The organism is Salinibacterium sp. VpJ6, assembly GCF_059767345.1.
In genome coordinates this window covers 842,443-868,542 of the sequence record NZ_JBSOQL010000001.1, presented here as the reverse complement: position 1 = coordinate 868,542, position 26,100 = coordinate 842,443, and the positions used below count along the sequence as shown (strand labels likewise).

24 protein-coding genes are annotated in these 26,100 nt (G+C 57.4%); 18 read left to right on the top strand and 6 right to left on the bottom strand.

Going from position 1 to position 26,100, the window contains the following annotated elements:
* Positions 1 to 108 precede the first annotated feature (108 nt).
* The 9 genes from ACWTV1_RS04235 (at position 109) to ACWTV1_RS04195 (ending at position 9,201) form a co-directional block, all read left to right on the top strand.
* The gene (locus ACWTV1_RS04235) at positions 109 to 1,329 is read left to right on the top strand and encodes a glycosyltransferase family 4 protein (RefSeq protein WP_498504249.1); all 1,221 of its coding nucleotides are present in this window, start codon (positions 109 to 111) and stop codon (positions 1,327 to 1,329) included.
* Positions 1,326 to 2,498, top strand: coding sequence for a glycosyltransferase family protein (locus tag ACWTV1_RS04230; RefSeq protein ID WP_498504248.1), 1,173 nt, complete (start codon positions 1,326 to 1,328; stop codon positions 2,496 to 2,498). The genes ACWTV1_RS04235 and ACWTV1_RS04230 overlap by 4 nt, the downstream gene beginning before the upstream one ends.
* A gap of 17 nt (positions 2,499 to 2,515) precedes the next feature.
* Entirely contained in the window at positions 2,516 to 3,181 is a 666-nt protein-coding gene (locus ACWTV1_RS04225; RefSeq protein WP_498504247.1) for a glycosyltransferase family 2 protein, read from the top strand.
* A gap of 5 nt (positions 3,182 to 3,186) precedes the next feature.
* Positions 3,187 to 3,552 carry a DUF2304 domain-containing protein gene (locus ACWTV1_RS04220; protein WP_498504246.1) on the top strand — a complete coding sequence of 122 codons (366 nt, stop codon included), beginning with the start codon at positions 3,187 to 3,189 and terminating at the stop codon, positions 3,550 to 3,552.
* A gap of 49 nt (positions 3,553 to 3,601) precedes the next feature.
* Entirely contained in the window at positions 3,602 to 5,380 is a 1,779-nt protein-coding gene (locus ACWTV1_RS04215; protein WP_498504245.1) for an ABC transporter ATP-binding protein, read from the top strand.
* Positions 5,381 to 5,523: 143 nt separating this feature from the next.
* Positions 5,524 to 6,672, top strand: a complete 1,149-nt coding sequence (locus tag ACWTV1_RS04210) for an N-acetyl sugar amidotransferase (protein WP_498504244.1) — start codon at positions 5,524 to 5,526, stop codon at positions 6,670 to 6,672.
* Positions 6,669 to 7,274, top strand: coding sequence for an imidazole glycerol phosphate synthase subunit HisH (hisH, locus tag ACWTV1_RS04205; protein WP_498504243.1), 606 nt, complete (start codon positions 6,669 to 6,671; stop codon positions 7,272 to 7,274). The genes ACWTV1_RS04210 and hisH overlap by 4 nt, the downstream gene beginning before the upstream one ends.
* Positions 7,271 to 8,035: an AglZ/HisF2 family acetamidino modification protein gene (locus ACWTV1_RS04200; protein ID WP_498504242.1), complete on the top strand. Its 765-nt coding sequence runs from the start codon at positions 7,271 to 7,273 to the stop codon at positions 8,033 to 8,035. Before hisH ends, ACWTV1_RS04200 begins: the two co-directional genes overlap by 4 nt.
* The gene (locus tag ACWTV1_RS04195) at positions 8,032 to 9,201 is read left to right on the top strand and encodes a glycosyltransferase family protein (protein ID WP_498504241.1); all 1,170 of its coding nucleotides are present in this window, start codon (positions 8,032 to 8,034) and stop codon (positions 9,199 to 9,201) included. The genes ACWTV1_RS04200 and ACWTV1_RS04195 overlap by 4 nt, the downstream gene beginning before the upstream one ends.
* An 8-nt stretch (positions 9,202 to 9,209) precedes the next feature.
* On the opposite strand, the gene ACWTV1_RS04190 is transcribed toward ACWTV1_RS04195, so the two are convergent.
* Genes ACWTV1_RS04190 through ACWTV1_RS04180 form a run of 3 tightly spaced genes read right to left on the bottom strand, consistent with a single transcriptional unit; the run spans position 9,210 to position 11,872 of the window.
* Positions 9,210 to 10,187, bottom strand: coding sequence for a Gfo/Idh/MocA family protein (locus ACWTV1_RS04190; protein WP_498504240.1), 978 nt, complete (start codon positions 10,185 to 10,187; stop codon positions 9,210 to 9,212).
* The gene (locus tag ACWTV1_RS04185) at positions 10,188 to 11,264 is read right to left on the bottom strand and encodes a DegT/DnrJ/EryC1/StrS family aminotransferase (protein ID WP_498504239.1); all 1,077 of its coding nucleotides are present in this window, start codon (positions 11,262 to 11,264) and stop codon (positions 10,188 to 10,190) included.
* Positions 11,261 to 11,872: an acyltransferase gene (locus ACWTV1_RS04180; RefSeq protein WP_498504238.1), complete on the bottom strand. Its 612-nt coding sequence runs from the start codon at positions 11,870 to 11,872 to the stop codon at positions 11,261 to 11,263. The genes ACWTV1_RS04185 and ACWTV1_RS04180 overlap by 4 nt, the downstream gene beginning before the upstream one ends.
* Positions 11,873 to 11,979: 107 nt before the next feature.
* Here ACWTV1_RS04180 and galE point away from each other — a divergent pair, with 107 nt between their 5' ends.
* The 4 genes from galE (at position 11,980) to ACWTV1_RS04160 (ending at position 15,049) form a co-directional block, all read left to right on the top strand.
* A complete protein-coding gene (gene galE / locus ACWTV1_RS04175) occupies positions 11,980 to 12,954 on the top strand; it encodes a UDP-glucose 4-epimerase GalE (protein ID WP_498504237.1) in 975 nt (324 codons plus the stop codon).
* A gap of 76 nt (positions 12,955 to 13,030) precedes the next feature.
* Positions 13,031 to 13,282 carry an acyltransferase family protein gene (locus ACWTV1_RS04170; protein WP_498504236.1) on the top strand — a complete coding sequence of 84 codons (252 nt, stop codon included), beginning with the start codon at positions 13,031 to 13,033 and terminating at the stop codon, positions 13,280 to 13,282.
* A 36-nt stretch (positions 13,283 to 13,318) separates the two neighbouring features.
* A complete protein-coding gene (locus ACWTV1_RS04165) occupies positions 13,319 to 13,666 on the top strand; it encodes a hypothetical protein (RefSeq protein ID WP_498504235.1) in 348 nt (115 codons plus the stop codon).
* A gap of 51 nt (positions 13,667 to 13,717) precedes the next feature.
* Positions 13,718 to 15,049 (top strand): acyltransferase family protein, encoded by a 1,332-nt coding sequence (locus tag ACWTV1_RS04160; protein ID WP_498504234.1) that lies wholly within the window; start codon positions 13,718 to 13,720, stop codon positions 15,047 to 15,049.
* 43 nt (positions 15,050 to 15,092) lie between these two features.
* Here the strand turns inward: ACWTV1_RS04160 and ACWTV1_RS04155 are convergent, their stop codons facing one another.
* Genes ACWTV1_RS04155 through ACWTV1_RS04145 form a run of 3 tightly spaced genes read right to left on the bottom strand, consistent with a single transcriptional unit; the run spans position 15,093 to position 18,934 of the window.
* The gene (locus tag ACWTV1_RS04155) at positions 15,093 to 16,394 is read right to left on the bottom strand and encodes an O-antigen ligase family protein (protein WP_498504233.1); all 1,302 of its coding nucleotides are present in this window, start codon (positions 16,392 to 16,394) and stop codon (positions 15,093 to 15,095) included.
* The gene (locus tag ACWTV1_RS04150; RefSeq protein WP_498504232.1) at positions 16,391 to 17,719 is read right to left on the bottom strand and encodes an O-antigen ligase family protein; all 1,329 of its coding nucleotides are present in this window, start codon (positions 17,717 to 17,719) and stop codon (positions 16,391 to 16,393) included. Before ACWTV1_RS04150 ends, ACWTV1_RS04155 begins: the two co-directional genes overlap by 4 nt.
* Before the next feature lie 30 nt (positions 17,720 to 17,749).
* Positions 17,750 to 18,934, bottom strand: coding sequence for an acyl-CoA dehydrogenase family protein (locus ACWTV1_RS04145; RefSeq protein ID WP_100388464.1), 1,185 nt, complete (start codon positions 18,932 to 18,934; stop codon positions 17,750 to 17,752).
* 108 nt (positions 18,935 to 19,042) lie between these two features.
* On the opposite strand from ACWTV1_RS04145, the gene manA reads away from it, so the two are divergent.
* The 5 genes from manA (at position 19,043) to ACWTV1_RS04120 (ending at position 26,032) form a co-directional block, all read left to right on the top strand.
* On the top strand, positions 19,043 to 20,227 hold the full coding sequence (gene manA / locus ACWTV1_RS04140; RefSeq protein WP_498504231.1) for a mannose-6-phosphate isomerase, class I: 1,185 nt from the start codon (positions 19,043 to 19,045) through the stop codon (positions 20,225 to 20,227).
* 126 nt (positions 20,228 to 20,353) lie between these two features.
* Positions 20,354 to 22,705 (top strand): FG-GAP repeat domain-containing protein, encoded by a 2,352-nt coding sequence (locus tag ACWTV1_RS04135; protein WP_498504230.1) that lies wholly within the window; start codon positions 20,354 to 20,356, stop codon positions 22,703 to 22,705.
* A gap of 21 nt (positions 22,706 to 22,726) precedes the next feature.
* Positions 22,727 to 23,980, top strand: a complete 1,254-nt coding sequence (locus ACWTV1_RS04130) for an oligosaccharide flippase family protein (protein ID WP_498504229.1) — start codon at positions 22,727 to 22,729, stop codon at positions 23,978 to 23,980.
* 118 nt (positions 23,981 to 24,098) lie between these two features.
* Positions 24,099 to 25,085 (top strand): GDP-mannose 4,6-dehydratase, encoded by a 987-nt coding sequence (locus ACWTV1_RS04125; protein WP_341619448.1) that lies wholly within the window; start codon positions 24,099 to 24,101, stop codon positions 25,083 to 25,085.
* Entirely contained in the window at positions 25,085 to 26,032 is a 948-nt protein-coding gene (locus ACWTV1_RS04120) for a GDP-mannose 4,6-dehydratase (RefSeq protein WP_498504228.1), read from the top strand. The genes ACWTV1_RS04125 and ACWTV1_RS04120 overlap by 1 nt, the downstream gene beginning before the upstream one ends.
* Positions 26,033 to 26,100 lie beyond the last annotated feature (68 nt).

Sequence of the window (26,100 nt, the reverse complement as noted above, 5' to 3'; positions counted from 1 at the left end):
CGGAGTGCGGATATTGCCAGCGTTCATGCTCAGGGACTTCGCTGACCATAGGGCACAATGGAGTGCGGCTATTTTTCTGTCGGACCAACCATGAGGAGCCCTACGTCGATGTTTGCTCCTGACTCAGAAGGTAACGCGCGGTCGCTCGACGGGATCAACGTCGTGGTAGCGAGTCGAATCTATCTGCCTGAACCTGGCGCGGCGTCGCTTCGTCTCGCTGCATTATCACGAGCATTGCGAGATGAGGGCGCTCTCATAACTGTACTCACGAGCACTTCCCCGAAAGAGTATGGGAACGAAATTTCAGATCACAGTGGCATTTCTGTGAAGCGTGGAAAAGTACTGCGCGATCGTCTTGGCTACGTACGGGGCTACCTCCAATATTTGAGTTTCGACATTCCACTATTTGCGCGTCTTCTGTTTTCGCGCAGGATTGACGTTGTGGTGGCGGAGCCTCCTCCGACAACCGGTGTGGTGGTTAGATTTCTTTGCACAGTTCGTCGTATCCCTTACCTCTACTATGCGGCTGATCTGTGGTCAGACGCCGTCGAATCTACGGGGTCGCCGCGGCTCGTAGCTCGGGTTGTCCGCGCCATGGAAAGGTTTGTCGTCCGAGGGGCTGCTGCCGTACTTTCTGTTTCGCCGTCTGTTTCTGACCGGGTGAGCGAGTTGGAGCGTAGCGTGGTTCCCGTGACAGTGGGAAACGGTGTGGATACGACTGTTTTCTCCTTAGAGGGTGAGGCTCATTCGGCGGAGCCTCGTTACCTTCTCTACGCCGGAACGTCCTCGGAGGTGCACGGAGCCACAGTGTTCATGGATGCTTTCAAACTAGTTCTCGACCAGGTCGCAAGCGCGCGGCTGATTTTCGTTGGGCAAGGGGCCGAGCGTCATGCCCTTGAAGAAGCCGCCGCAGGCCTGCCCGCTGGCGCGGTAACATTTGTCCCGAGAGTTTCCCCCGACGAGGCGGCACGCTGGATTCGCGGTGCTCGAGCGACTCTCGCGAGTGTTAGGCCGGGTGCCTACGCAATTGGTTTCCCCACCAAAATATATGCTTCGGTCGCTTGTGGAGTCCCTGTGATTTACTCGGGCACCGGCGTCGGACGCGAGTTCGCAGAGAAGCACGACATAGGGTGGGCCGTCGAATACTCGCCCACGCACGTGGCGGATGCGATGCTGGAGGCCTTTGACGGCCGGTTTCGCGAGGCGAATCGAGAACGACTGGCTCAGCTAGCTGTGGCGGAGGTGTCGCTGAGCGCAGTCGCAAGTCGAGCGGCGAGAGCGGTCGCTACCGTGGTCAATAATTTCCAGAGGAAAGGCGGTGCCAGATGACTTCACGGTCGCGTATTCTTTGCATCTCACTGACTCCCATCATGGGTGATGCCCGTGTGCTGCGTCAGCTTGGTGTCTTGGCGCAGTTCGGCGACGTAACCACTGTTGGGTTTGGCCCGAAGCCGAAAGATGCAAAGGAGCATATTGAGGTTCCTTCGGATTTGAGGACGCTCCCGCAGACGGCAAGCGGAGTGCTCGCGCTTGCACTGCGTCTATTGCACAGATCTGAACTCGCGGCTCCGGCGATAAAGTACGCGCTGAACGCGCTTGAGGGAAAAAAGTTTGACCTCGTCGTTGCCAATGACGCACGTGTCCTCGCTTTAGCCCATTCAGTTGCAGGGACGGCGCCCGTGTGGGCAGACATGCATGAATGGGCTCCTGAGGAACGTAGCCACATTCTTTCGTGGCGTTTACTCGTTGCTCCCTTGATGTCGCACTTGTGCAGAGAGTACTTACCGCGAAGCGTTGCTGTTACAACGGTCTGCGATTCAATAGCGCAGTTATATGAGCGAGATTTTTCGGTTCGGGCTCAAGTAATGCGCAACTCAGGCCCCTGGCAGGACCTCGCACCTGGAGCCGTCGACCCCACACGGGTTCGACTTGTTCACAGTGGCGCAGCGGTTCATGGTCGCTCGATTGAGACAATGATCGACGTTGTCCGGCAACTAGACAACCGCTACAGTCTTGATCTCTTTCTCGTTCCCGCGGCTGACGGAGGACGGTATCTCACCAGCCTGAAGGAGAGAGCCGACGGATGCGAGCGAATTTATTTTCGAGATCCAGTGGCACCGGCGGATATTCCTCACACACTCAACCAATTTGATGTCGGTGTCTTTTGGATTCCGCCAACCCACACCAATGCGAGATTTACACTGCCCAATAAGTTCTTCGACTATGTTCAAGCGAGGCTCGCGATTGCAGTCGGCCCCAGCGTGGAGATGGCATCGCTTGTCCGCACGCACGATCTTGGTGCAGTGAGCGACGGTTATTCCGTTGAGAGCTGTCTTCGGTCTCTCGAGCAGTTGACGCCCAAGAGGGTCGAAGCCGCCAAGTTGGCTTCTGACGCCGCTTCACATGAGCTAAGTTTCGGAGCGGATGAGAAGGTCGCCCAACTCATAGTTTCCGCTGCGCTTGGCAGAGACGGAAAAGATCTGGCGAAGGTGACCTAATGTGTCAAACTAGGTCGATGGCCGGAGTCTGGGTAATTATCCCGATGTTCAACGAGGGATCCGTTATCGGCGGGGTCGTCGCGGACGTTCGCCAAACATTCCCTAACGTGGTGTGTATCGACGATGGTTCATCGGATTCTTCGGTTGACGCCGCTAGGCAGGCGGGGGCGATCGTTGTTGAGCACCCGATAAACCTGGGGCAGGGCGCAGCTTTGCAGACTGGGTTGGACTACGCACTTTCTGATCCAGCAATGGATGCCGTCGTTACTTTCGATGCTGATGGCCAGCACCGAATCGAAGATGCTGTCGACATGCTTGGGCGACTTCGCGCAGAAAATCTCGACATCGTGATTGGTTCACGCTTTCTCGATAAACGAACGCAGATGGGCGCGCTCAAGCGAACAGTTCTCAAAATGGCTGCTGTTTATACCCGTTTGACCACCGGCATGGCACTTACCGACGCGCACAATGGTTTGCGCGTCATTGGCAGGCCTCTGGCGGAGCTCATCCAATTGCGCCAAAACCGCATGGCGCACGCTTCTGAGCTAGTCGATCAAGTCGGCGCTGCTAAGGTCAACTGGGCCGAGCATCCGACCCACATTCTTTACACTGACTACTCGCGAGCTAAGGGGCAGTCGGTCCTCAATTCCGTGAACATTCTCGTCGACCTCCTCTTCAGGTAACCCTTATGCAGATTATTTTCCAAGTCATTACTGTGCTCATCGTTGCGGCGGCGGCATTCTTCAGCTTCCGCGGAGGTGGAGCGCGTCACCAAGCGATTAGGCGCATCGCCCTGCTCCTGTTCATCGTAGCGATAGCATCCTCGGTGTTCTTTCCTGGTATTTGGACGTGGTTAGCGAACATCGTCGGCATTGGCCGAGGAGCAGACCTGTTGCTCTATCTGATGGTTCTCGTCTTTCTGGCTTTTGTGGCGTCCACCTACCGTAGGTTCCGAACTTTGCAAAACGAGATAACCCTTCTCGCGCGCGAACTCGCGTTGAGCCGGGCGGATTCTTCGAACCTTCCTAATGCATCCGAAGAAGGCTCGGAATGACTGGCGCTAAGTATCAGTCCTTGGATAGTGCGCCTCATGAAAGACAGCGATGAAACACATTATTTCTGTCTATAAGGAACTACTGGGTGCCTTGCCTTCTAACGCACGGCGCTTTGTTGCCTTGTTCGCGATACTGCAGGCGGCCCTGGCACTTCTCGATGCTGCTTCGCTGGGTCTGCTAGCGGTGATTATTGCTCCCCTTAGTTCGGGCGATAGGGTATCCCTTCCGCTTTTGGGAGAGTTGGATGATCAGGGTGCATTCATTGCGATTGGCGTTGTGTGCCTACTGATCATTACCAAAGGCGTGCTTTCAGTTGTCCTCTTGTGGTGGGGAACCAGAAGGTTCGCTTTTTACGAACTTGAGATCGGGAACAGACTCTTCAAGTCGTACATAGCTGCTCCGTGGATCGAAAGACTCAAGAAGAACTCGTCTGAAGTCGTGCGTCTCGCGGATGGCAGCGTCAATGCCGCCGTCTTGAGCTTTCTACTCCCTGGCGCGACAGTGCTCGGCGAACTGGCCAGCCTTATTTCGGTGATAACGGTGTTGGCGATATTCCAGCCCTTGATCGCGGCGGTGACGCTTGTCTACCTGGGTGCGATCGGTGCAGTTCTGTACTTTTGGGTTGCGCGTCACTCGCGAACAGCAGGTCGAGTGAATCTTAAGTTCTCCCTTGAAACGGCGCGGTTTATCACCGAGATGATCGGTGCGATGAAGGAAATCACGCTTCGGGGCAAGACCGCAGAAGTCGTTGAGGTGGTCCGCGAAAGCCGTGCCCACAGCACTCGAGCGAGAGCTAATGCAAACTTTTTGAGTCAGGTTCCGCGCTTCGTTCTTGAAGCAGGCGTGGTTGGCGGGTTTGTTCTTGTGGGCGCAGTTGGCTTCTTGTCGGGAGGCGTTGCTGCTGCGATGACGGCAATTGCACTGTTCGGGCTCGCGGGTTTCCGAATGGCTCCTTCAGTTATTAGGCTTCAGTCGGTTTTGTCACAGATGCTCGCAGCTGCGCCGCACCCTCTTGCGGTGATTGCAGAAATTCGCGCCGCGGAGTCCGCCGTCGAACATTTGAAGTCGAGGAGTTCGAAGCCTTTACCAGCACAACCAGATCACCTATCTGTGCGTAACGTCGCCTTTAGCTACACCGCTGAACTGCCGAACGTTCTTTCGGGCGTTTCTCTCGACATCCCGTTCGGCACCACCGCGGCTTTTGTCGGGCAATCGGGTTCAGGTAAATCAACTTTGGTTGACCTGATACTCGGCCTCATCGAACCGTCGAGTGGCGAGATTTCTGTCGATGACGTGTCGATAAACGAACTTACGGCGGCGTGGCGCGAACGAATTGGCTACGTGCCGCAAGACGTAGCCTTATTCGATGGCACGATTGCTCAGAACGTTGCTCTGAGTTGGAATGCCGCAATAGACCGCGACCGAGTGCAGACGGTGCTTGCTCAAGCGCAGCTGCTCGATATCGTCGAACAGCGTGTTGGAGGAATCGACGGAATGGTCGGAGAGCGCGGTTTGGCATTGTCGGGCGGGCAACGCCAGCGTTTAGGCATTGCGCGAGCCCTGTACGCGAATCCGCTCGTGTTGGTCATGGATGAAGCCACAAGCGCGCTGGACACAAAAACCGAATCGGCGGTCATGAATTCGATTGCCGGGCTAAGTGAAGAGCTCACGGTGATCATCGTTGCGCATCGACTTGCAACCGTCAAAAATGCTGATCAAGTCTTTTTCCTCAAAGAAGGAGTGCTTGAAGGGGCGGGAAGTTTCGCTGAAGTGGTAGCCCGTGTGCCTGAGTTCGCGCAGCAAGCGGCGTTGGCAGGACTGAACTAGTGCAATCACAGGTCGTAGACTCGTGGAGGGCTCCTTGTGCGGCATCCATCGCGCAGATTTATTTTTGAAGTTGCTGCATCGTGCCTCGGTGGTTTTTGCCGGGTGCGGTCTGGCGCTAATCGTTCTATCGGAAGGCACTGCATATGACTGGCGAACACGAGCACTACCAGATGTGCGTCAGAACGGTCATGGATACTACTGACCCGGACATCACTTTTGATGACGAGGGGGTTTCGTCGCATGCCCTTCGCTACGACGCCGAGTTCGCCGCAACAGTGGACGCTGCGACGAGGGGCGAAAAGCTCCCTGAGCTAGCGCGAATTGTTGAGCAGATCAAGGCTGATGGCGAGGGCAAACCCTACGACTGCATCGTGGGCATCAGTGGAGGAGTCGATAGTACCTTCCTCATTTTGCAGGCCGTAAAACTCGGGTTGCGACCACTTGCTGTGCACTTCGACAGTGGGTGGAACTCGGAGCTTGCTGTTAGCAACATTCACAATATTGTCAGCAAGCTCGAACTCGATCTGTTCACTGATGTCGTTGATTGGCGTGAGATGCGCGATCTTCAGCTTTCTTTCTTCAAGGCGTCAGTTCCCAATTGTGATATCCCCACTGACCACGCGTTTGCTTACGTTGCCTTTCATCAGGCGCAAAAGTATGGAATCAAGTACATCCTGGGCGGCAGCAATCTAGCTAGTGAGTCGATTCTCCCGCAGTCCTGGGGGTATAACGCGTCAGACGCCAGACACTTGAAGGCCATCCAACGCCGTTTCGGCAGCGTGAAGCTCAAAACTTACCCACTGATGGGACTGTTTAGGCGTCACATTTGGTTCGAAACCGTGCGGGGAATCAAGACAGTTAAGCTTCTCAACTACATGCCGTATGTCTATGCGGATGCGAAGCGGGAGATCACTGAAGAGTTGGGCTGGCGCGATTACGGCGGCAAGCACTACGAGTCTGTTTTCACGCGCTACTTCCAAGGCTATTACTTGCCTATGAAGTTTGGCTTTGACAAGCGTCTCGCTCATCTTTCCTCTCTGATCCTGTCGGGACAGATGACGCGAGATGAAGCATTGCACCAGTTGGAAACAACGAATTATCCAGAACAACTTCGCAAGCAGGACCACGAGTTCATTGCGAAAAAACTCGGCGTTACGACTGTGGAACTCGAAGCTATTTACGCGCGGCCCAAGGTTGACCACTTGAGCTACCCGAACTCTAAGTGGGCATGGGATCAGACGCTCAAACTTGCGCGGTTGGTTGCTCGTTCGACCAAATGGATGCGTCGATGAGTGTTTCCATTGTCGATTACGGGCTGGGCAACCTTGGTTCGGTTGCGAACATGTTGAAGCGAATCGGAACAGAGGTTCGTTTCGTTTCCAATCCAGACGAGGTCGCTGCGAGTGATCGCGTGCTTTTGCCCGGTGTGGGTTCTTTCGATCATGGAGTTCATGAGCTTCAGGTTCGAGGACTTGATGTCGCGTTGCGCGAGTTCGCTTCGAAAGGCAAGCCTCTGTTGGGGATTTGCCTGGGGATGCAGTTACTCGCTGATTCCAGTGAAGAGGGCGTTGAAGGCGGCCTAGGACTGATCGCGGGACGTAGTCGGAAATTCACTCCTGCGCCGAAGCTGCGTGTTCCACACATGGGATGGAGTGCGATTCACACCGCGCGCGACTCTGAGTTGTTGGCGGAGGTGCCGGACGACAACCGCTTCTATTTCGTTCATAGCTACCATTTAGTGCCGCAAGCGAAGGACACGATTCTCGCGGTCTCGCACTACGGCGAAGAGTTCGTTTCTGTTGTGCAGAAGGAGAATGTCATGGGCGCACAGTTCCATCCTGAGAAGAGTCACGATTTTGGCAAACGTCTGCTGACAAGTTTCGCGGCCGCATGAGTACCTTCCCTCGGGTTATTCCTGTTCTGCTTGTTGATGACGGCTATCTTGTGAAGCCTGTGAAGTTCGGAAAAGCGAAGTACATTGGCGATCCCATCAATGCCGTCCGAATCTTCAACGAGAAGCAGGTCGACGAACTCGTCATTAGCGATATTGGTGCGTTCAAAACTGGACGGGGCGTGAACTATTCGTTGATTGAGGAAATCGCTAGCGAAGCATTTATGCCCGTGGCATATGGCGGAGGCGTTCAGTCGGCCGCGGAGGCTAAGAGGATTGTCAATATTGGTATTGAAAAAGTTGTTCTCAACACTGCCTTTGAATCGAATCCCAGCCTTGTCACCGAGATTTCCGATGCGCTGGGTAGCTCAAGCACTGTCGTGAGCGTTGATGCCAAGAAGCGGCTTTTGGGAGGATACGATGCCTTCGGAGCGAGAGCGTCACGTAAATGGAAGACCACCCCGGTCGAAAGTGCTCAGCTGGCGGAGAAGCTGGGGGCCGGCGAAGTCATAGTGTCATCAATCGACCGTGAAGGAACGTTCTCTGGTTACGATAAACAGCTAATCGAAGAAGTGTGCGCTGCGGTGAACATTCCGGTGATCGCGTTAGGAGGTGCTTCAAACGTGAACGACTTCAGCGTCGCTCTCGATGCAGGGGCATCTGCCGTCGCAGCGGGCAGCATCTTTGTGCTCAACGGTAAGCACCGTGCTGTGCTCATCAGCTACCCGACGCAAGCGGAGATTCAGGAGATTTGGCAAAAATGACCGATGCCAGAATGAGTGGCTCTGCAGCTGCGCCTCAAGTACTCGTTTTCAGCTACACACCTACAGCGAGCGAGCCTCGCGTCCTCAAGCAAGTGTCAGAGCTTGCAAAATTCAGTGACGTGACGACGGCAGGCTTCGGGCCAGCGCCAGACGCTCCGAGCTCGCACATTGAGCTTTCCGCCGCGGCACCGTATGCCCGTTCAAAGCTCGTGACGCTTCTTTACTTGCTTGGCTTAGCTTTTCGGCAATATTGGCTTCTCGAGCGCATCAATGCGCGCGACAAAAACGCCCTCGCTGTGCTCTCACAACGGAACTGGGATGTGATAGTCGCGCATGATGTGCATACGGTTGCTGTTGCGCAGAAGCTAAACCCGAAGTCAGGCATACTGGTCGATCTTCACGAATACGCGCCTCGACAATACGAGAACTCACGGAAGTGGCGATTGCTGATCGCTCCTTACTACCGTTGGATCGTCCGAAAACGCGTGACAAAGGTCGAAGCGGTTACGACTGTCAGCCAAGGAATCGTTGAAGAGTACGCTAAGCAATTTGGTATCGATGCCGCACTCGTAGTCAATGCGACGCCATATAGCGATCTCAGCCCTACCGCGGTTGGAGATCCTATCCGTTTGGTGCACAGCGGTATTCCTGGGCGCGCTCGAAAGCTCGAGTTGATGATCGATGCTGTCATCGCGACGCCGGCGAACGTGACTCTGGATTTCTACCTGATGAAGGACGGTTCAGATTACTATCGTGAACTTGTTGACCGGGCGTCGGTAACCGATCGTATTAAGTTCAGAGACCCAGTGTCGTACGATCGTCTGGTCTCTACACTGAATGGATACGATGTCGGCGTTAGCATCCTGCCGCCCACCACGTTCAACCTTGCATGGTGCCTGCCCAACAAGTTCTTCGACTTCGTGCAAGCACGATTGGGAATAATTATCGGACCATCGCCTGAGATGCAGCGATATGTTGAGAGGAACGCCCTGGGCGCGGTCACCCGTGATTTCAGTGTGGAAGCGTTTCTCGAAGTGCTTGAGGGCCTGACTGCTGAACAGGTAGCTCAATGGAAGGCAAACTCCAACGCAAGCGCGCAGGAGATGTCGAGCGCTGAGCAGGTGAAGATCTGGGGAAAGATCGTCAAGACCCTCCTCAGCGCTTGACTAGTGCATCAGAGGCGGAACTTTGAGCCGTCGAGAGCCATGTCTTCTGCGATTCGAACGACGTTTGTGCCTTCTTCTAGGGTGACAATCGCGCTCGTGTCCCCCGTGACGATAGCGTCACGCATGGCTTCGTGCTCCGCTCTCAAAGGTTCTGTCTTATTGAGTGCGAACCTTGTGACATCTCCTTCGGAGACCCCGCGGAAGGAGGACATTTGGTCCCACGTGTTTTCAATGACGCCATTTTGATAGTGGGTGAGATCAGCTGTAAGAGTGTCTGCGACGAGCGCGCCTTTCTCTCCCGTAATGATGGTTGTGCGCTCCTTGAACGGGGTGAGCCAGTTCACCGTATGGCTCGTAATGGTGCCGCGGCTCAGGGTCCCTATCGCGACTAACATGTCCTCGTGGTCCCGGCCGCTACGGAACGCTGTGCGGGCGTTCACCGAGACAAACTCCTGCTGCGTAACCCAAGCCGTCAAATCAATATCGTGGCTAGCAAGATCTTTGATCACGCCAACATCGGCAATTCGTCCCGGGAACGGACCTTGGCGGCGAGTCGTGACCTGATAGATTTCACCAATCAGTCCGTCTTCGATGCGCTGACGGGCGGACTGGAGCGCGGGGTTGTAGCGCTCGATATGGCCGACACCACCAATAAGTCCAGCTTCTGCGAATAGATCACGCAGTGCGATCGCATCCGCCGTAGTCGAAGCGACAGGTTTTTCGATGAGCGCGTGAATGCCTCGCTCCGCTAATGTGCGCCCTATATCGAGGTGGTAAATCGTCGGCGCGGCTACGACACAATAATCGAAGCCCAAGTCGAGAAATCGCTCCAAGTCGCGAATGACCGGCTTGCCTTCGATTTGGTCGGCGACAGACGGCGACGGGTCATAAACTCCCTTGAATTCAACTCCGTCGAGCTCGTTAAGGACCCGGCTGTGGTGGCGGCCCATTACTCCGAGGCCGAGAACGCCTGCGCGTAATGTCATTTAGCTGCCTGCCTTTGCGACGTCGTTTACTGCCTCGACGATGGTGTCACGTTCCTGCTGAGTGAGCGAGGGGTAGACGGGCAAAGAGAGCGCTTGAGTAGCGACCTCTTCAGTAACAGGAAGGTCGAGTTCGAGCTTGAACGACGGCAGACGGTGGATCGGTGTTGGGTAGTACACGCCCGTGCCAATTCCGCGAGCGGTGAGTGCCTCCGCGAATGCATCGCGGTCGTGATCGACGACGCGGATCGTGTACTGGTGGTACACGTGAACTGAGCCATCGGCAGTTGGGGGTGTGACAACACCGGAGAGGTTCTCGTTGAAGAACTGAGCGTTGTCTTGACGCTGCTTGGTCCAGCCGGCAAGTTTTCTGAGCTGGACTCGCCCAATTGCGGCGTGAATATCCGTCATGCGGGTGTTGAAGCCGACCACCTCATTCTCGTAACGACGTTCCATGCCCTGGTTGCGCAGAACGCGCGCCACGCGAGCCAGCTCGTCGGACGAGGTCGTGATCATCCCACCCTCGCCTGAAGTCATGTTCTTGGTGGGGTAGAACGAGAAAGAACCGGCGATTCCCCAGTTGCCGACAGGGATTCCATTGACCGATGCGGCGTGTGCTTGAGCGGCATCCTCAAAGACGATCAGATCGTGCTTCTTCGCGATAGCCGTGAGCTCGACCATGAGGGCCGGATGTCCGTAAAGGTGAACAGGCATGATTGCCCGGGTCAGTGGCGTGATCGCGGCTTCAACTGCGGCGGGATCAATGGAGAAGTAGTCCTTCTCGATGTCGACGAAGACGGGGGTCGCGCCGGCAAGCGCAACGGCGTTCGCGGTCGCCGCGAAACTGAACGAGGGAACGATAACTTCGTCACCTCGACCAATTCCGGCAGCGACGAACGCCATATGAAGCGCGGAAGTCCCCGAGTTGACGGCGACGGAATGTGCGCCGCCGACGATTGCCGAGAACTCAGTCTCGAACGCGGCAACCTCTGGGCCTTGCGCAAGCATTCCTGAACGCATTACGCGGTCAACGGCATCACGTTCTTCTTGGCCGATTTCTGGCCTGGCTGCGGGAATCACTTACTCTGCACCTCAATCAGTTGTTCGGAATCTATTTCGCGATATTTCGCATCGGTGACGGGACAAGTCCATTCACCGGGTGACGTGTTCTTGAGCGGATGCCCGGCAGTGCCGACCCAACCGACGCGCTTGGCGGGGCTTCCCACGACGAGCGCAAAGTCTGGAACGTCTTTCACTACTACCGAGCCGGCGCCGACGAGGGCCCAGCGACCTATGACGATGGGGGCGATACATGTGCTGTTTGCGCCGATTGAGGCGCCTTCGCGGATGTCGACTCCGACGGGATGCCAGTCATCTGCTGATTTAGAGCTGCCGTCAGCGTTGATCGCTCGCGGAAAATGGTCATTCGTGAGTACTACGGCGGGACCGATAAAGACACCCGCTGCTAACTTGGCTGGTTCATAAACGAGCGCGTAGTTCTGAATTTTGCAGTTCGGGCCGACCTCGACACCGGTACCCACGTACGCCCCGCGCCCCACGATGCAGTTTTCTCCGAGTACAGCATCTTCGCGCACCTGCGCATAATGCCAAACCTTAGAGCCGATCGAGATGAGCGCACTGTCGGCGACATCAGCTGTCTCGTGGACAAAGCCGCGGGTCACGGTCATGAAACTCCAGAACTAGGCGGTGGAAAACAATAGAGAACCAAGTGAATCCTACCCGCTCACTACTGACTGGACGAGGTATAGCCGAGTGTCGCTCTTAGACTTACCGTATGAGAGTTATGGTCACTGGCGGTGCCGGGTATATCGGAGCACACACTTCTCGCCTACTGGCGGGCCGTGGGGACTATGTGCTTGTCGTTGATGATCTAGTTACTGGGTCTCGCGATCGCATTCCGAACCTTCCAATCGTGCAGCTCAATTTCTCGAGTGGGTCTGTGGCGCAGCTCGCGAGCCTCATGAGAGAGCACCGCATCGATGCCGTGATCCACTTTGCCGGGCGGAAGCAAGTGGCGGAGTCCGTCGCGAAGCCAGCTTGGTACTATGAGCAGAACGTCGGAAGTGTCACGCAGTTGCTTCTCGCGATGGAGCAGGCGGAGGTCTCCAAGCTAGTATTCTCATCGTCGGCGGCCGTCTACGGTGATGCCTCGGGAGCGATATCCGAGGATGCGCCGACCACCCCGATCAACCCTTACGGCGCATCGAAGTTGGTTGGTGAACAACTGATTACAGCTTCGACGAAGGCGTGGCCCTTGCATGCGGCGAGCCTGCGCTATTTCAACGTGGGCGGTGCGGGCGCTCCTGAACTCGGAGATACTCAAGCGCTCAATCTGATCCCCATCTGTTTTGAGCAGATCGCTGCGGGCGAACCCCCGCTTATCTTTGGCGATGACTACGAGACACCGGATGGCACGTGCGTGCGTGACTACGTTCATGTGAGCGACGTGGCAGACGCGCATCTTGCTGTACTTGATACGCTTCCGGCTGAGCCAGGCAATACAATTCTCAATATCGGTACCGGGGTTGGCACCTCTGTGCGCACAATGGTGGACTCGATTCTGGCGGTATCCGGCAGCGATCTCACGCCGGTGGTAGCCGGACGCCGTCCGGGCGATCCCGCGGCTGTGGTTGGCGTCGTGGATGCTATGCACGATCTCACTGGATGGCGCGCACACTACACAACTGCGGACATTATTGAGTCAGCGTGGAAATCACGTCAGTACTTTGCTGCGCTGGCCTGCGAGTGACTGCTGAACACGCAGGGTTTTATCGTCGAGTCTGCGACCGACATTGCTGCACGTCGACGAAGGAGAGCAGTCAGAAGTGAAATCTGAAAGAGCGGCGGGTAAGCCGATCGGCCGCGCGGGATTCCGAGCGGATGTTCACGGACTGCGGGCAATCGCAGTTCTGCTGGTTCTCATCTACCACGCAGGGCTGCCGGTTACGGGCGGATTCGTCGGCGTCGACGTCTTTTTCGTGATTTCGGGCTTCCTTATAACAAGCCACCTAAGTAACGAACTTGGACGTTCTTCAAAGATTGCTTTTGGGCAGTTTTATGCTCGACGTGCTCGATGAATTCTTCCGGCAGCGTTTTCGGTCGCTGGCGCTACTATGGTGCTATCTCTTGCAATTTTGCCAGCGGAACTGGTGAAATCCACGGTCCAAGATGCCATTGCGACAGTCTTCTACGTGCCGAATATTCTTTTTGCTTTCCGAGGTGCCGACTACCTCGCTGAAGCGGCACCATCGCCGTTTCAGCATTACTGGTCGCTGGGAATTGAAGAACAGTTCTACCTTCTGTGGCCTCTGCTGCTTCTGCTGGTGTGGAAACTTCTGCGATCTGATCGCTCGCGAATGACGACGCTTGCGGTCGTCGTCGCGGGGTCATTTGCTGTGAGCTTCGTCTTGGTAGATGTAAGCGGTCCGTGGGCCTTTTTCTCGCTTCCCTCTCGCGCCTGAGAACTCGGTGCGGGCGCGCTAGTCGCTCTTTCTTTTGCGCGGCTTTCAACTATGACGTCAAAGAACGTTGCTGCGGGCTTGTCATGGCTTGGATTAGCGCTCATCCTTCTTTCTTCTATTTTCTTCGATGAGAGCACCCCGTTCCCGGGCATTGCCGCTCTTGCTCCGGTTGCCGGTGCGGCATTGATCATGGCATTCGGTGAGGCTGGGCACGATGCTGGTGTGCTTCGATTACTTCGTTTTAGAGCGTTCCAGTTTTTGGGAACCATCTCGTATCCGTTGTACTTGGTGCATTGGCCCATCGTCGTCTTCGTTCCCTACCTGACATGGATTTCCGCTGAGTTCGTACCAGTGTCGACACTGGTCGGATGCCTTGTAGCTGTACCGCTAGCCTGGGCGGTCTACCGAGGCGTAGAGCAGCCGTTCTTGCGCTCAGCGCACCGACAAGGAGGCAGCCCCAAACGCACGTTTTTCTTGGCCGCTGTTGCGTCGGTCTCGGTCACGATAATTGCGGGCTTGTCACTTGTAATCGTGGGGTTGCGTCCCACGGATGCGGGGAGAGAAGCACCGCCGATTTCGGCCGCGGTTCTGAACCCAAACTTCACGAGCTATGTGCCGTCGAACCTAGACCCTTCGCTATCGGAGGCGAGCGCGAGTATTCCAGTCACCTACGCGGATGGGTGTCATCTGTCGGCCGCTGAAAAGCTTCCGTTGGACTGTGTATTCGGCGACCTTTCCTCGCCGACGACGATTGCGATCTATAGTGACTCGCATGCGGCCCAGTGGTTTCCTGCGTTGGAACTGGGCGCGACCGAGAACGATGTACTGCTGCAGAGCTTCGCGAAGTCGTCATGCCCATCGATCGAAGTGAACATTCTGCTCCAAAATGCGCGCTACTTGGCGTGTGAGACGTGGCGGGATGCCGTCGTGACGCAAATAAACGGGCTAAAGCCGGAGATGGTTGTAATCTCCAACCTCTCCAGGTACACAGGACTCAACGGCGAACCGGTCACGTCCGAAGCGTGGTCGGACGGCTATAACAAACTGCGAGCACGAATTGATCCAGATATTTCCATCGTCGTCCTTGCGGACACACCCCACTTCGACGCGACTCCTGCACTGTGCTTGGATCAAAACCTGAATTCAGCAGGCGACTGCTCGGTCGCGCGAGCAGAGGCTATAGACGCGTCTGCCGCGGCCGTTGATGATGCGGCTGCTTCGGAGATCGGCGCGAAGTACATTGACCTTAGCGACTACTTTTGCAACGAGCAGATGTGTGGGCCAATCATCGGTGCGACGCTCGTTTATCGAGACTCGCACCACATTTCTACGGAGTACTCGCGCTTTCTTTCAGAGGTGCTTTGGAGTTCGCTCTATGAGTGATTCAGGTTCGGGAATCAGGCTCACAAGCGCTATCTAACCCCGCCTATACACTCAGTTTGGGCGAGGTGTCGAGCGCATTTCGCCAACTCAGCTCACGCGCCGCCTTGACGCAGCACACGACAAACGTCAGCCAGCCAAATTCGATCAGTAGCGAGCTCTCGGCGGCCGCGCTCAGGATGAGGGTAAGCAATACGAGGGCTGGCCACGCGAAGACTATGCTTCGCCGGCGTGAAGCGAGCAGCCACGAACGCATAAAGGCGAGCCCAAGGAGCCCCAAGAAAATCAGGAACCCGACGAGGCCAAGCTGGAACCACACATCAAGGTACGCGTTGTGGGCGGAATCGGGGACACGTCCACCGAAGTTTCCAAAGGCGGTGAATGGTGCGAGTTCGGCGTCCCAAGGACCGATCCAGCCCCAACCCTCAAGACGATGCACCTCTCCGAGGTCCCACAGTTGTCGCCACACTTTAAGGCGGTAGGCAAGATCTCCGCTGGCGTCGAACCACGCAACGATTGCCACTCGGGAGAGCCAGCTGATCAAGGCAGCGGTCGCGACAAACCCGATGAGCACAAACTGCCAATAGCGTCGGCGCCCCGATGGCACCCGACGGAGGGCATAGAGAGCGGCACTGGCGGCGAGGATCACGAGCGCGGTGCCGAAGGCCAAGGGGGACTGCGAGAGCACCAGCACGAGGCTGCCGAGCACGATCGAACCGATCGAGAGGCCGCGCTCGACTGATCGGGTGCGCAGTTCGGTGGCGAAGGTAATGAGCGCGATAACAGCGATGATGCCGAGCTGGTTTCGTGCGCCGAAGATTCCTTGAATGGGATCGGTCGTTCCCAAATTGCCGGCGATGGAGAGCGCTTTGAGCGACGTGTCGAAAATCAGCCCGGTCAAGATTTCAAGACCGATCGAGATCACGAGCACAAACCTCATGACGTCACCGAAGGCTCGAACGATTTGGATGGTGTCGCGAACGAGCGCGATATAGATTCCGAGAACCGTGAACACGAGCAAGTAGTTCACGGCGGCGAAGGACTCAAACGTGTACTGGCTCCACACCACGGAGAGCCACGTCCATAGCGTGAACGCCATCAGCGAGATCGGAACGAGGGCGCGCCAGCCAATGTTGGTCCACTGCGCGGCGAGGGATCCCGCGACGAGAACGACAAGACTCAACAGAATCGCCAGCAGTCCCGCCTCGCCGATGATCTGGCGAAGGGCAAACGAGCACAGCGCTACCGCAACGGTGGCGGTTGCGAGAACGGACGAGAAACGCGGAGAGCCGAGAATGGCAGCGCCAATGTCGATCGCCACTCGGTAGCGCGGGGGTGGCTGGATCATGATGAGCGCACCATCCAATCAGGCCGTTTGGTTTTCACCGCGATAATAACGAGCAGTGCAAGACCATACTCGCCTAAAAGTCGGCTTTCGGGGATGCTCTGCACAACCAGTGCCACCATCAGTGCGATGGGCAGCAGCGAGAGCGCCGAATAGGGTTCTCGCTCGCGAGAGTGTGTCTGGGGCTGGTCGGTGGCGGCAAACCAGGCACGAAGCAGGGTTGAGAGTACGAACGCGGCGAAGACAAAGACCCCGACGAGGCCGAGCTGTAGCCAGACGTCGAGCCACGTGTCGTGGGCCTGCAGCTGCACAACACCGTTGCGGATGACGCGATCTTTGAACGGTTCGACCCACGGCATCCAGAAACTGATCCAGCCCCAGCCGAAGACCGGACGCTGCTCGGCAAGCCCGATGACGATCTGCCAGATCTCAGCACGCCCTGTGAGGTCGCCGCTTTTTCCGAGCAGGCCGAAGATGGTGTCGCGCAGTACGAAAGCGGTACCGCCAGCGACAGCAGCGGCGGCAACCACTCCGATAGCCGTGACTCGGCGAGCCCGCTCGGTGCGACGGCTCCGGATGAGAAGCAGACCGACGATCGTGACAGCCACGGCGACGAGCGCAACGGTAACCGTCGCGGAGCGCGTGAAGAACAGGGTGAGGGCAGCCAGCGTGATCCAGATGATGGACCAGCGTTTGCCCGCTGCGCCGGTAGCCCACTGAATCGAAAACACGATGAGCCCCAGCAGCGCCAAAAAGCCTAAGTGATTGGCGTTGCCGACAATGCCTTGGATGCGGCCGTCATCGAAGGTCTCGAAGAGTTCGTTGCGCGACCAGTAGAGCATCTTGGGCACGGTGTCGTAACCGGGAACCGCCACGGCCGGCTGCGCGGTCCACGGCAGGATCGGGCCACGCACGATGGTTGCGACGACCAGTTCGAACACGAGTGACGCGGCGATCAGGATGCGGACCACTCGCGCCAGCCCGTTGAGCAACTCAGCCCAACTGAAGCTGATCGCCAGCGCCAACGCACCGAGCACGGTCATCCATGTGGTGACCAGCCCGAGCGCGCTCGCTGCTGGATACTGCGACCACGCGAGAGACACGGTCGCGAGCCCCATGAACACGACGAAGGGATACGGAAGCCCGCCAATACTCCAGCGGTGTCGAGACTGAATCAGAATCAGCACGGAGGCCGCGACGATAGCCGCGGCAACAACGCCCCACACCGCCCAACCTACGGAGTAGCGCCACGCATCCCCGCCAAAAAGTACGAGAAGCGACAGAACGAGAAACCAGGTACGCGCCCGGGGGTGCTCAATCAGTCGCATTACGCAAGGTTAGACGAATGCAGTGCACGATTAGACGAATGCAGCCTTGCCTGTGATGGCACGACCCACGATGAGCGTGTTCATCTCGCGAGTTCCCTCATAGGAATAGATAGCTTCGGCGTCTGCGAAGTGGCGCATGACGCCGTAGTCGAGAACGATGCCGTTGCCGCCCATGAGCTCGCGGCACCACGCCACGGTCTCGCGCATGCGGCTCGTCGTGTACTCCTTGGCGAGTGCTGCGTGCTCATCTTTTTGCACACCCTCGTCGAGCATTTCGGAAACACGGGTCACCATGCCGATGGAGGCGGTGATGTTTCCGAGGCTCTTCGCGAGGTGTTCTTGAACGAGCTGGTGGCTGCCAATGGGCTTGCCGAACTGGATGCGGTCGTTGGCGTACTGAACGGCGGCTTCGTAGGCGCCGATGGAGTTTCCCACCGCGGCCCAGGCAACCTCTGCGCGCGTGAGGCGCAGCACAGCAGCGGTCTCGCGGAACGATTGCGACTTCTGCAGGCGGTTGGCTTCGGGAACAACAACGTTCTCGAGAACGATGTCGGCGTTCTGCACGATGCGCAGCGCCATCTTGTTCTCGATGCGAGTGGCGGAGTAACCGGGAGTGCTGGTCGGAACGATGAAGCCCTTGACCTGGTTGTCTTCTTCGTCGCGCGCCCAAATGATGGTGACGTCGCTGATGGAGCCGTTACCGATCCAACGCTTGGCGCCGTTGATGATCCAGTTGTCACCATCGCGCTTGGCAACAGTCTGCAGGCCTTGAGCGGTGTCGGAGCCCGAGAGGGGTTCGGTGAGACCAAAAGCACCCAGCAGCTCGCCGGAGGCAAACTTGGGCAGCCACTCGTCACGCTGCTCTTGCGAGCCGGCAACACCGATCGAACCCATGACGAGTCCGTTCTGCATGCCGACGAGCGTGGCGGCGCTGGCATCCACGCGGGCGAGTTCGAGAGCAACCCAACCGCGGAACACGGCCGAGTTCTTGAAGTGCTGGGTCTCGGCCCAGGGGAGTCCGAAGAGCCCGAGGTCGGCCAGTCCCTTTACGACGACGTCGCGGTTGAAGAATTCTGCCTTGGCCCAGAGGTCGTTGGCTATCGGGCGGACCTCTTTGTCGAGGAACGCACGCAGCTTCACGATCGTTTCTTTTTCCTGATCGGTGAGGGCGTTCTCGTAGCCGTAGAAGTCGCTGCTGAGGGTCTCAAATGACATAGTCGTCGCTCCATTGCTTGTCGAAATCATTGTGAGCCTAAAGCGTGAGTACACGTCGCTTCTAGACGATTGGTACTTTGGTCTAACGCTGAGAGAAGAGTTGACTGAATGTTTGTAGGCATCACTAATACCCCACGGCATTACGCGTGGGGCTCCGCTGGCGAAATCTCGACTCTGTTGGGCACACCTCCCACGGGAAAGCCCGAGGCTGAGCTGTGGCTGGGCGCGCACCCGGGCAGCCCGAGTGTCATCCTCGACCCCTCCGGCACCGCGGGAGCGAGCGACCTGCACGAGTGGATTCAGCGCGACAGTGAGCAAGCTCTCGGGGCGGGAGTCGACCGGCTTCCCTTCCTGCTCAAGGTGCTGGCCGCTGGAGCGCCGCTGTCGCTTCAAGCCCACCCCACGCCCGAGCAGGCCGCCGCGGGGTTTGCGCGCGAGAACGCTGCGGGTGTCCCGCTCACGGCCAGTAACCGCAACTACAAAGACGCCTCCGCTAAGCCAGAACTCATTCTCGCGGTCAGCGACACCTTTGAGGCGCTGTGCGGTTTTCGGGCTATGGCCCAGACTCGGGCATCCATCGAACGACTAGCTGAACTGGATGCCGCGAGCAGCACCCCCACACCGGCCTTGTTCGCCGAGTGGTTGGCTTTCGCTCGCGCCGACTCCGATCTGCGCGCGATGTTCGAGTGGCTCATTTCTGCCGCACAGCCAGTGCCGGAGCTCGTGGAGCGTGTGACGGCGCTCGCCGAGGCTGACAGCGCGAGCGAGGAGTTCGCGCTTGTTCGGAAGCTTGCCGGATACTACGCCGGTGATCCCGGAGTGCTGATTTCGCTCATGCTCAACCACGTCACGCTGACGAAGGGCGAGGCTCTGTTCTTGCCTGCCGGTAACATCCATGCCTACCTGCGGGGGGTCGGTATTGAGCTCATGGCGTCGTCTGACAATGTATTGCGCGGCGGGTTGACTCCAAAGCATGTGGATGTCGCAGAGCTGATGAAGGTGCTTGATTTTTCAGCTACGCCTGTGCCGTATCTTGCGCCTGCACTTGTGAACGACGCTGTGCGCTCGTTCCGTCCGTCGGTGCCTGATTTTCAGCTGTTCGAGATCTCGGATCGGGGGACAGTCGATCTTGCGGGGTCTGCGATTGCGTTATGTGTGGACGGCGCATTTAGCCTTGTCGGATTGCAGTCATCGAAAACCCTGTTGAGGGGCGAAGCCGTTTTGATAACGGCTGACGAAGTGGCACTGAGGTTTCAGGGCAGTGGAACTTTGTATCTCGCCACAGTTCAGTAGCACTATTTGCCCACCAAAGGTGTCGGAGGCCGCGAAATCACTCCAAAGGCAAACTTTAAACGTACTCTTTAATGATAGGCCTCCGCTCTCACGGTGGTAGGTAGCTTATTTTGGGGGACGTTTGCGATGAGTAAGAGCTTGACCCGGGTACGAAAGATTGCTGCAATTCTTGGTGGTTTTGCCCTCGTGGGTACCCTTTTTGTCGTGCCCACAGCAACTCCGGAACCCGCCGTTGCAGTAACTGGCTCTGAATTCAACGCCGGAAACATCATTAGCGATGCTCTGTTTTACGACGGTCAAGCGATGACTAAGAACGAAATACAGGCATTCCTTAGTTCGAAGATAGGCACGTGTGTCAATGGGCGTTGCCTGAACGTCCTGACCACCTCGGTGAGCAGCCGTACCAAAGATGTATCGCAGACAACGGGAAATCTCATCTGTGAAGCGTTTACTGGGGGTTCGTTGACTGCTGCAGACATTATTTATCGCGCGCAAGCGGCGTGTGGAATTAGCGCGAGGGTGATTCTTGTCACCCTGCAGAAAGAGCAGGGACTGATCACCAGTAGGGCGCCTGGCGAGGCTGCCCTCGATCGGGCGATGGGTATGGCGTGTCCCGACACCGCGCCGTGTGCGGAGTACGCACTCGGGTTTGGTAATCAAGTCTATTTGGGAGCTCGTCAGCTAAAGGCATATAAAGCTGCCGCATTCGCAAAGCAGCCAGGTGTGCACCAAATTCAATACCACCCGAATACCTCGTGTGGAAGTAGCTCCGTGACCATTGCCAACTACGCAACTGCGGCTCTTTACAACTACACGCCGTACCGCCCCAACGCAGCTGCGCTGGCCAACTTGGGCGGGGTCGGAGACTCTTGCTCTTCGTACGGAAACCGAAATTTCTGGTGGTATTACGCCAATTGGTTCGCTGCTTCCGTAGCGCCCGTGATGACGGGGACCAACACCGTGAGTCATATCTTGGCGCGATCAGCTGATGGCGACCTATCTCTCTTTCAGCCGGACTCGAAGGGGCGGCTTGCGGTTGCCAAAGACATTGGGTCTGGGTGGCAAGTGATGCAAACCATCATCCCCGCGGGAGACGTCACTGGCGACGGGAACCGTGACCTTCTGGCGATTGACTCTAGCGGTGAGATGTGGATATACCCGACAGACGGATTGATCGGTTGGAAGAGTCGCATTTCCTTGGGTGGAGGCTGGGACCAATATGTTTCGGTGTTCAGCGCGGATCGTTTTGATAAAGACTCGTTCGCCGATTTGATGGCCATCGCAGAAAACGGTGACCTTCTATTGCTCTCTGGGGATGGCCGAGGTGGGTTCGCCGAACCACGAATTATCGGGGTGAAGTGGACGATTCTGGATCAGGTTTTCTCGCCAGGTGACTTTGATGGCGACGGCAAAGTAGATGTGATGGGTCGTGATGGGCGCGGAAACCTTCGTCTCTATCGTGGGGATGGTGCCGGTTCTTGGCTCGGCGCCACTCAGATCGGTCATGGATGGAACGTAATGTCAACGATTTTCGCAGCGGGAGACTTCAACCGCGACTCGGCGAATGATGTTCTCGCCAAGGACTCCAATGGAAACTTGTGGTTGTACCCGGGAAATGGTCGGGGCCTCTGGAAGAGCAGAGTTGCCGTTTCAGGTGATTGGGCAGAATATGACGTGTTGCTTGGAGCGGGCCCGGCGGCCGGTGTTGCATACTCGCCTCCGCCCGGTTTCGGAGATCACAACGATGATGGCGCGGTTGACGTTGTTGCCCGCTCTACCACCGGAGAGCTTTTCATCTACCCAGGAAACGGTCGAGCCGGCTGGAAGCCTCGCGTATCGCTCGGTGATAGCTTTGCCGAGATGACGGCGATTGCTACACCGGGGGATTTGAAAGCCGATGGTTTGAGCGATCTTGTCGCCCGACATGACTCGGGACAGCTCTATTCCTACCCGGTTGATGCCAACGGAACGCTTGGTGCTGCTATCGACCATGGAGATGGCTGGAATGACTACACGACGATTGTGGGGGCTGGCGACATTAATGGCGATCTCCACACCGATCTTCTCGGCATAACCCCACGGGGGCAGTTGTGGCTACACCCAGGACAATCTGATGGATATTTTGGGGCCGATGTACAAGTCGGCTCGGGGTGGGACGTGATGACTGCGGTCGTCAACCCGGGTGATTTCAACGGCGATGGTCGTTCAGACTTGTTGGCGCGCGACTCGACTGGTGCGCTGTGGCTATACCCTGGCAAGGGCAACGCGACTTGGGGAAACCGAATCCAGGTTGGTTGGGGCTGGAACGTGATTACCTCGATTGTTGCTCCTGGCGATTTCGATGGGGATGGCAACGTAGATCTTTTGGGGCGTTTTGGGAATGGTGATCTTCGTCTCTATCCGGGCAATGGACGCGGTTCCTTTCAATCCAGTTTTCAAGTAGGAAGCGGATGGAACATCATGGACTGGATCGGCTAGCTGACGCAGTACCCTCGACGTATGTTCGCTAAACGCATTCTCGGCTTCGCGGGTTTGCCGTTTCTCTCGCTCATCACGCCATTTTTGTTCTTGCCGATTCTGGCGAGAGTTGCGGGGGCTGATGCGTGGTTGGCGATCGCAGTGGGACAGTCAAGCGGTGGCTTCTTCGCTCTTATCGTTGCGCTGGGTTTCAATACGGTCGGGCCGCCGTTGATTGCGCTAGCTGAGCCCAGCATCCGGCCCCGATTGCTCGTGACGAGTTTGCATGCCCGAGCCCTCGTGTGGTTGCCGAGTGCAGTAATTGCGGCAGTGATTGCCGCGGTAGTTTCGCCAAACGACTATCGGGTTGATGCTGCGATCATGGCGATCGCAATGACTTTAACTGGTCTCTCAAGTGCGTGGTTCATGATCGGCTTGGGGCGGGCGAGCTTGATCGCAATCTATGAAATCTCTCCTCGCATAGTCGCGACAATAATTGCTGCGGTGGTCGTGTTGAACGCCGGTGATGTGCTCTGGTACCCCGTGTTGCTTGTGCTCGCGTCGCTCGTGAGCGTTGGGCTTTTCGCCTTGCGCACAGCAGGCGCGGCCGAGCTCACTCGCCGTGACTCGCACGCAGTTCGTGAGGTGTTCCGCGCAAATCGTTCGGCTGTCACTACCGAGGTTGCTGGTGGCGCCTACAACTCTCTCGCCGTGACTTTTGTCGGAGCCACTGCCGCGAGTGCGCAAGCGGCCGCGTATGTCTCTGGTGACAAGCTTTACCGCATTGGGCAGTATTCGGTCTCGGCGCTCGGCAATGCGTTGCAGGGCTGGGTAGTTGAGGCCGGTGATGTCGAGTTTGGTGTGCGCATCCGCAAATCCTTGCTCGTGCACGCCACTTTGGGGCTCGCAGGACTTGCTGCTTTTGCGACTATTGGCCCGTGGCTTTCTGAAGTGCTCTTCGGCGCCGAAGTCGCGATCAATGAGGCTACGGCTCTCGGGCTCGGCGTGGCAACGCTGGGCATCGCACTCGGTACTTCGCTTGGCCGCATCACGCTCGTTGGCATGGGGGCTCGGCGGCAGTTCATGCTGAGCGTGCTGCTCGCCGCAGCCGTCGGCGTTCCCTCAATATTGGTGCTCAGCGCGACGTTTGGTGCAGCGGGCGGGGCATGGGGACTAGCGATCGGCGAGACCGTTTCGGTCTGCGCTCAGGCGTTATTCGTGTGGAGGTTGCGTACAAAGGCTGGCGGCTTTTTCGTCGCGACGACGCGATCGGATGGCGCGCCCACTGGGCAGTAGCCTCATGCTGCGGTTCGCCGCTCAGCGCGTCTCCTCAAGTTCCCGTACCGTTACTGTGGCCGATGTCTCGGCGTGGCGTCCGGAGCCGTTCGGCCGCGAGCAAGAAAGAAACACAACTATGAAGCGCGCATTCATTACAGGAATCACCGGTCAAGACGGGCTCTACCTTGCCGAGCTTTTGCTCTCGAAGGGCTATACCGTCTTCGGTCTCATGCGAGGCCAGAACAATCCCAAGCGCGAGCTGCTGGAACGCGTCATCCCGGATGTCCACATTTTGACCGGCGATCTCACTGACCTCTCGAGCCTTATGCGGGCCTTGAGCGTGGCAAAGCCCGACGAGTTCTACAACCTCGGTGCCATTTCGTTCGTCGCGTATTCGTGGGAGAACGCTCACCTCACGAGCGAGGTCACCGGCATGGGAGTGCTTAACGCACTCGAAGCCGTGCGCTTGCACACGGCGGCCACGGGCCAGCAGGTGCGGTTCTACCAAGCATCCAGTTCGGAGATGTTCGGCAAAGTGCAGACCGTTCCACAGAACGAAGACACTCTGCTGTGGCCTCGCTCGCCGTATGGTGTTGCCAAGGTGTACGGCCACTACATGACGATCAACTACCGCGAGTCGTATGGGATGCACGCCTCGTCTGGTGTGCTCTTCAACCATGAGTCGCCTCGCCGCGGCCCAGAGTTTGTGACGCGTAAGGTCACGCGTGCCGTCGCCCGCATCTCCCTCGGACTGCAAGACAAGCTCACGCTCGGCAACATTGATGCTCAACGGGACTGGGGCTTCGCCGGCGACTACGTCGAGGCAATGTGGCTCATGCTGCAGCAGGATGAGCCTGACGACTATGTCATCTCCACGGGCGAGACCCAGAGCATCCGGGTGCTCCTTGATCACGCCTTCGCTGCCGTGGGAATTGACGATTGGACCCCGTACGTCGACTTTGATGAGCAATTCATGCGCCCCGCCGAGGTCGATCTGCTCGTCGGTGACGCCTCAAAAGCGAAAGAGAAGCTGGGATGGGAGCCTCGCGTGAAGTTCCCCGAACTTGTCACGATGATGGTCGATGCCGACCTCCGTGAACAGAAAGAGCTTGCCGGCCTGTAATGACGCGCGCACTGATCACCGGAGTCACCGGTCAAGACGGTTCCTACCTCGCTGAGCTTCTGCTCGCGCAGGGCTACGAAGTGCACGGGGTCACTCGCGACGCTGGTGAAGTTGTGACACCGGGGGTTATCGCTCACGAACTCGATTTGAGCACCGACAGCGCAATCGGCGGGCTGATCACCGAACTGCAGCCGCGAGAGATCTACAACCTGGCGGCGCTGAGTTCCGTGTACCAGTCGTGGCAAAATCCGACGCTGACCGCGCGACTCAATGGCGCCGTGGTGGCGGAGATGTTGGCAGCGGTTAAGACCATCCACGATCAGGGTGACGTCGACATCCGCTTTGTTCAAGCGTCGAGCGCCGAAATCTTTGGCACGCCCACCGACTCACCGCAGCATGAGAGCACTCCAGTGCGCCCTACGAGCCCGTACGGGGCTGCGAAGGCCTACGCGCACGGTCTCGTCGGTGCGTACCGCACAGCGGGCGTGGCAGCCTCCTCATTGATTTTGTACAACCACGAGTCTCCGCGTCGCCCGGAGACTTTCGTCACGCGAAAGATCACAGCGGCAGCCGCACGGATCTCCCGCGGTCTTCAAGACACACTCGAACTCGGAAACATGGATGCGCGCCGCGATTGGGGCTGGGCCCCGGACTACGCCGATGCGCTCGTTCGAGCAGCGCAGCATCCGGATGCCGACGATTTTGTGATCGCAACAGGAATCTCGCATTCTGTCCGTGACTTTGTGGCCGCGGCTTTCGAGCGCGCGGGCGTCGAGGATTGGGCAGACCGTGTCACGGTGGCGGATTCACTGCTGAGAACAGGGGATGCTGCCCTACAACGGGGGGATGCGAGCAAGGCTCAGCAGATTCTAGGTTGGACACCGACGGTGGAATTTGATGAAATCGTGGCGGCAATGGTCGATCACGATCTTGCTTTGCTGACTTAATTTAAGTCACGGCGCGCCATAACCCTTAAGTCTTAGTCGAGGCAATTATGATCTGCGACTTGACTCTC

What these genes read in the sequence shown, in the direction of transcription:
- ACWTV1_RS04155 (WP_498504233.1), bottom strand. Translation starts at nt 16,394, where the DNA reads ATGATCCAGCCACCCCCGCGCTACCGAGTGGCGATCGACATTGGCGCT.
- ACWTV1_RS04145 (WP_100388464.1), bottom strand. Translation starts at nt 18,934, where the DNA reads ATGTCATTTGAGACCCTCAGCAGCGACTTCTACGGCTACGAGAACGCC.
- ACWTV1_RS04150 (WP_498504232.1), bottom strand. Translation starts at nt 17,719, where the DNA reads ATGCGACTGATTGAGCACCCCCGGGCGCGTACCTGGTTTCTCGTTCTG.
- ACWTV1_RS04235 (WP_498504249.1), top strand. Translation starts at nt 109, where the DNA reads ATGTTTGCTCCTGACTCAGAAGGTAACGCGCGGTCGCTCGACGGGATC.
- ACWTV1_RS04220 (WP_498504246.1), top strand. Translation starts at nt 3,187, where the DNA reads ATGCAGATTATTTTCCAAGTCATTACTGTGCTCATCGTTGCGGCGGCG.
- ACWTV1_RS04160 (WP_498504234.1), top strand. Translation starts at nt 13,718, where the DNA reads ATGACGTCAAAGAACGTTGCTGCGGGCTTGTCATGGCTTGGATTAGCG.
- ACWTV1_RS04230 (WP_498504248.1), top strand. Translation starts at nt 1,326, where the DNA reads ATGACTTCACGGTCGCGTATTCTTTGCATCTCACTGACTCCCATCATG.
- ACWTV1_RS04195 (WP_498504241.1), top strand. Translation starts at nt 8,032, where the DNA reads ATGACCGATGCCAGAATGAGTGGCTCTGCAGCTGCGCCTCAAGTACTC.
- ACWTV1_RS04215 (WP_498504245.1), top strand. Translation starts at nt 3,602, where the DNA reads ATGAAACACATTATTTCTGTCTATAAGGAACTACTGGGTGCCTTGCCT.
- ACWTV1_RS04165 (WP_498504235.1), top strand. Translation starts at nt 13,319, where the DNA reads ATGGTGCTATCTCTTGCAATTTTGCCAGCGGAACTGGTGAAATCCACG.
- ACWTV1_RS04135 (WP_498504230.1), top strand. Translation starts at nt 20,354, where the DNA reads ATGAGTAAGAGCTTGACCCGGGTACGAAAGATTGCTGCAATTCTTGGT.
- ACWTV1_RS04180 (WP_498504238.1), bottom strand. Translation starts at nt 11,872, where the DNA reads ATGACCGTGACCCGCGGCTTTGTCCACGAGACAGCTGATGTCGCCGAC.
- manA (WP_498504231.1), top strand. Translation starts at nt 19,043, where the DNA reads ATGTTTGTAGGCATCACTAATACCCCACGGCATTACGCGTGGGGCTCC.
- ACWTV1_RS04225 (WP_498504247.1), top strand. Translation starts at nt 2,516, where the DNA reads ATGGCCGGAGTCTGGGTAATTATCCCGATGTTCAACGAGGGATCCGTT.
- ACWTV1_RS04210 (WP_498504244.1), top strand. Translation starts at nt 5,524, where the DNA reads ATGACTGGCGAACACGAGCACTACCAGATGTGCGTCAGAACGGTCATG.
- hisH (WP_498504243.1), top strand. Translation starts at nt 6,669, where the DNA reads ATGAGTGTTTCCATTGTCGATTACGGGCTGGGCAACCTTGGTTCGGTT.
- ACWTV1_RS04120 (WP_498504228.1), top strand. Translation starts at nt 25,085, where the DNA reads ATGACGCGCGCACTGATCACCGGAGTCACCGGTCAAGACGGTTCCTAC.
- ACWTV1_RS04130 (WP_498504229.1), top strand. Translation starts at nt 22,727, where the DNA reads ATGTTCGCTAAACGCATTCTCGGCTTCGCGGGTTTGCCGTTTCTCTCG.
- ACWTV1_RS04190 (WP_498504240.1), bottom strand. Translation starts at nt 10,187, where the DNA reads ATGACATTACGCGCAGGCGTTCTCGGCCTCGGAGTAATGGGCCGCCAC.
- galE (WP_498504237.1), top strand. Translation starts at nt 11,980, where the DNA reads ATGAGAGTTATGGTCACTGGCGGTGCCGGGTATATCGGAGCACACACT.
- ACWTV1_RS04200 (WP_498504242.1), top strand. Translation starts at nt 7,271, where the DNA reads ATGAGTACCTTCCCTCGGGTTATTCCTGTTCTGCTTGTTGATGACGGC.
- ACWTV1_RS04125 (WP_341619448.1), top strand. Translation starts at nt 24,099, where the DNA reads ATGAAGCGCGCATTCATTACAGGAATCACCGGTCAAGACGGGCTCTAC.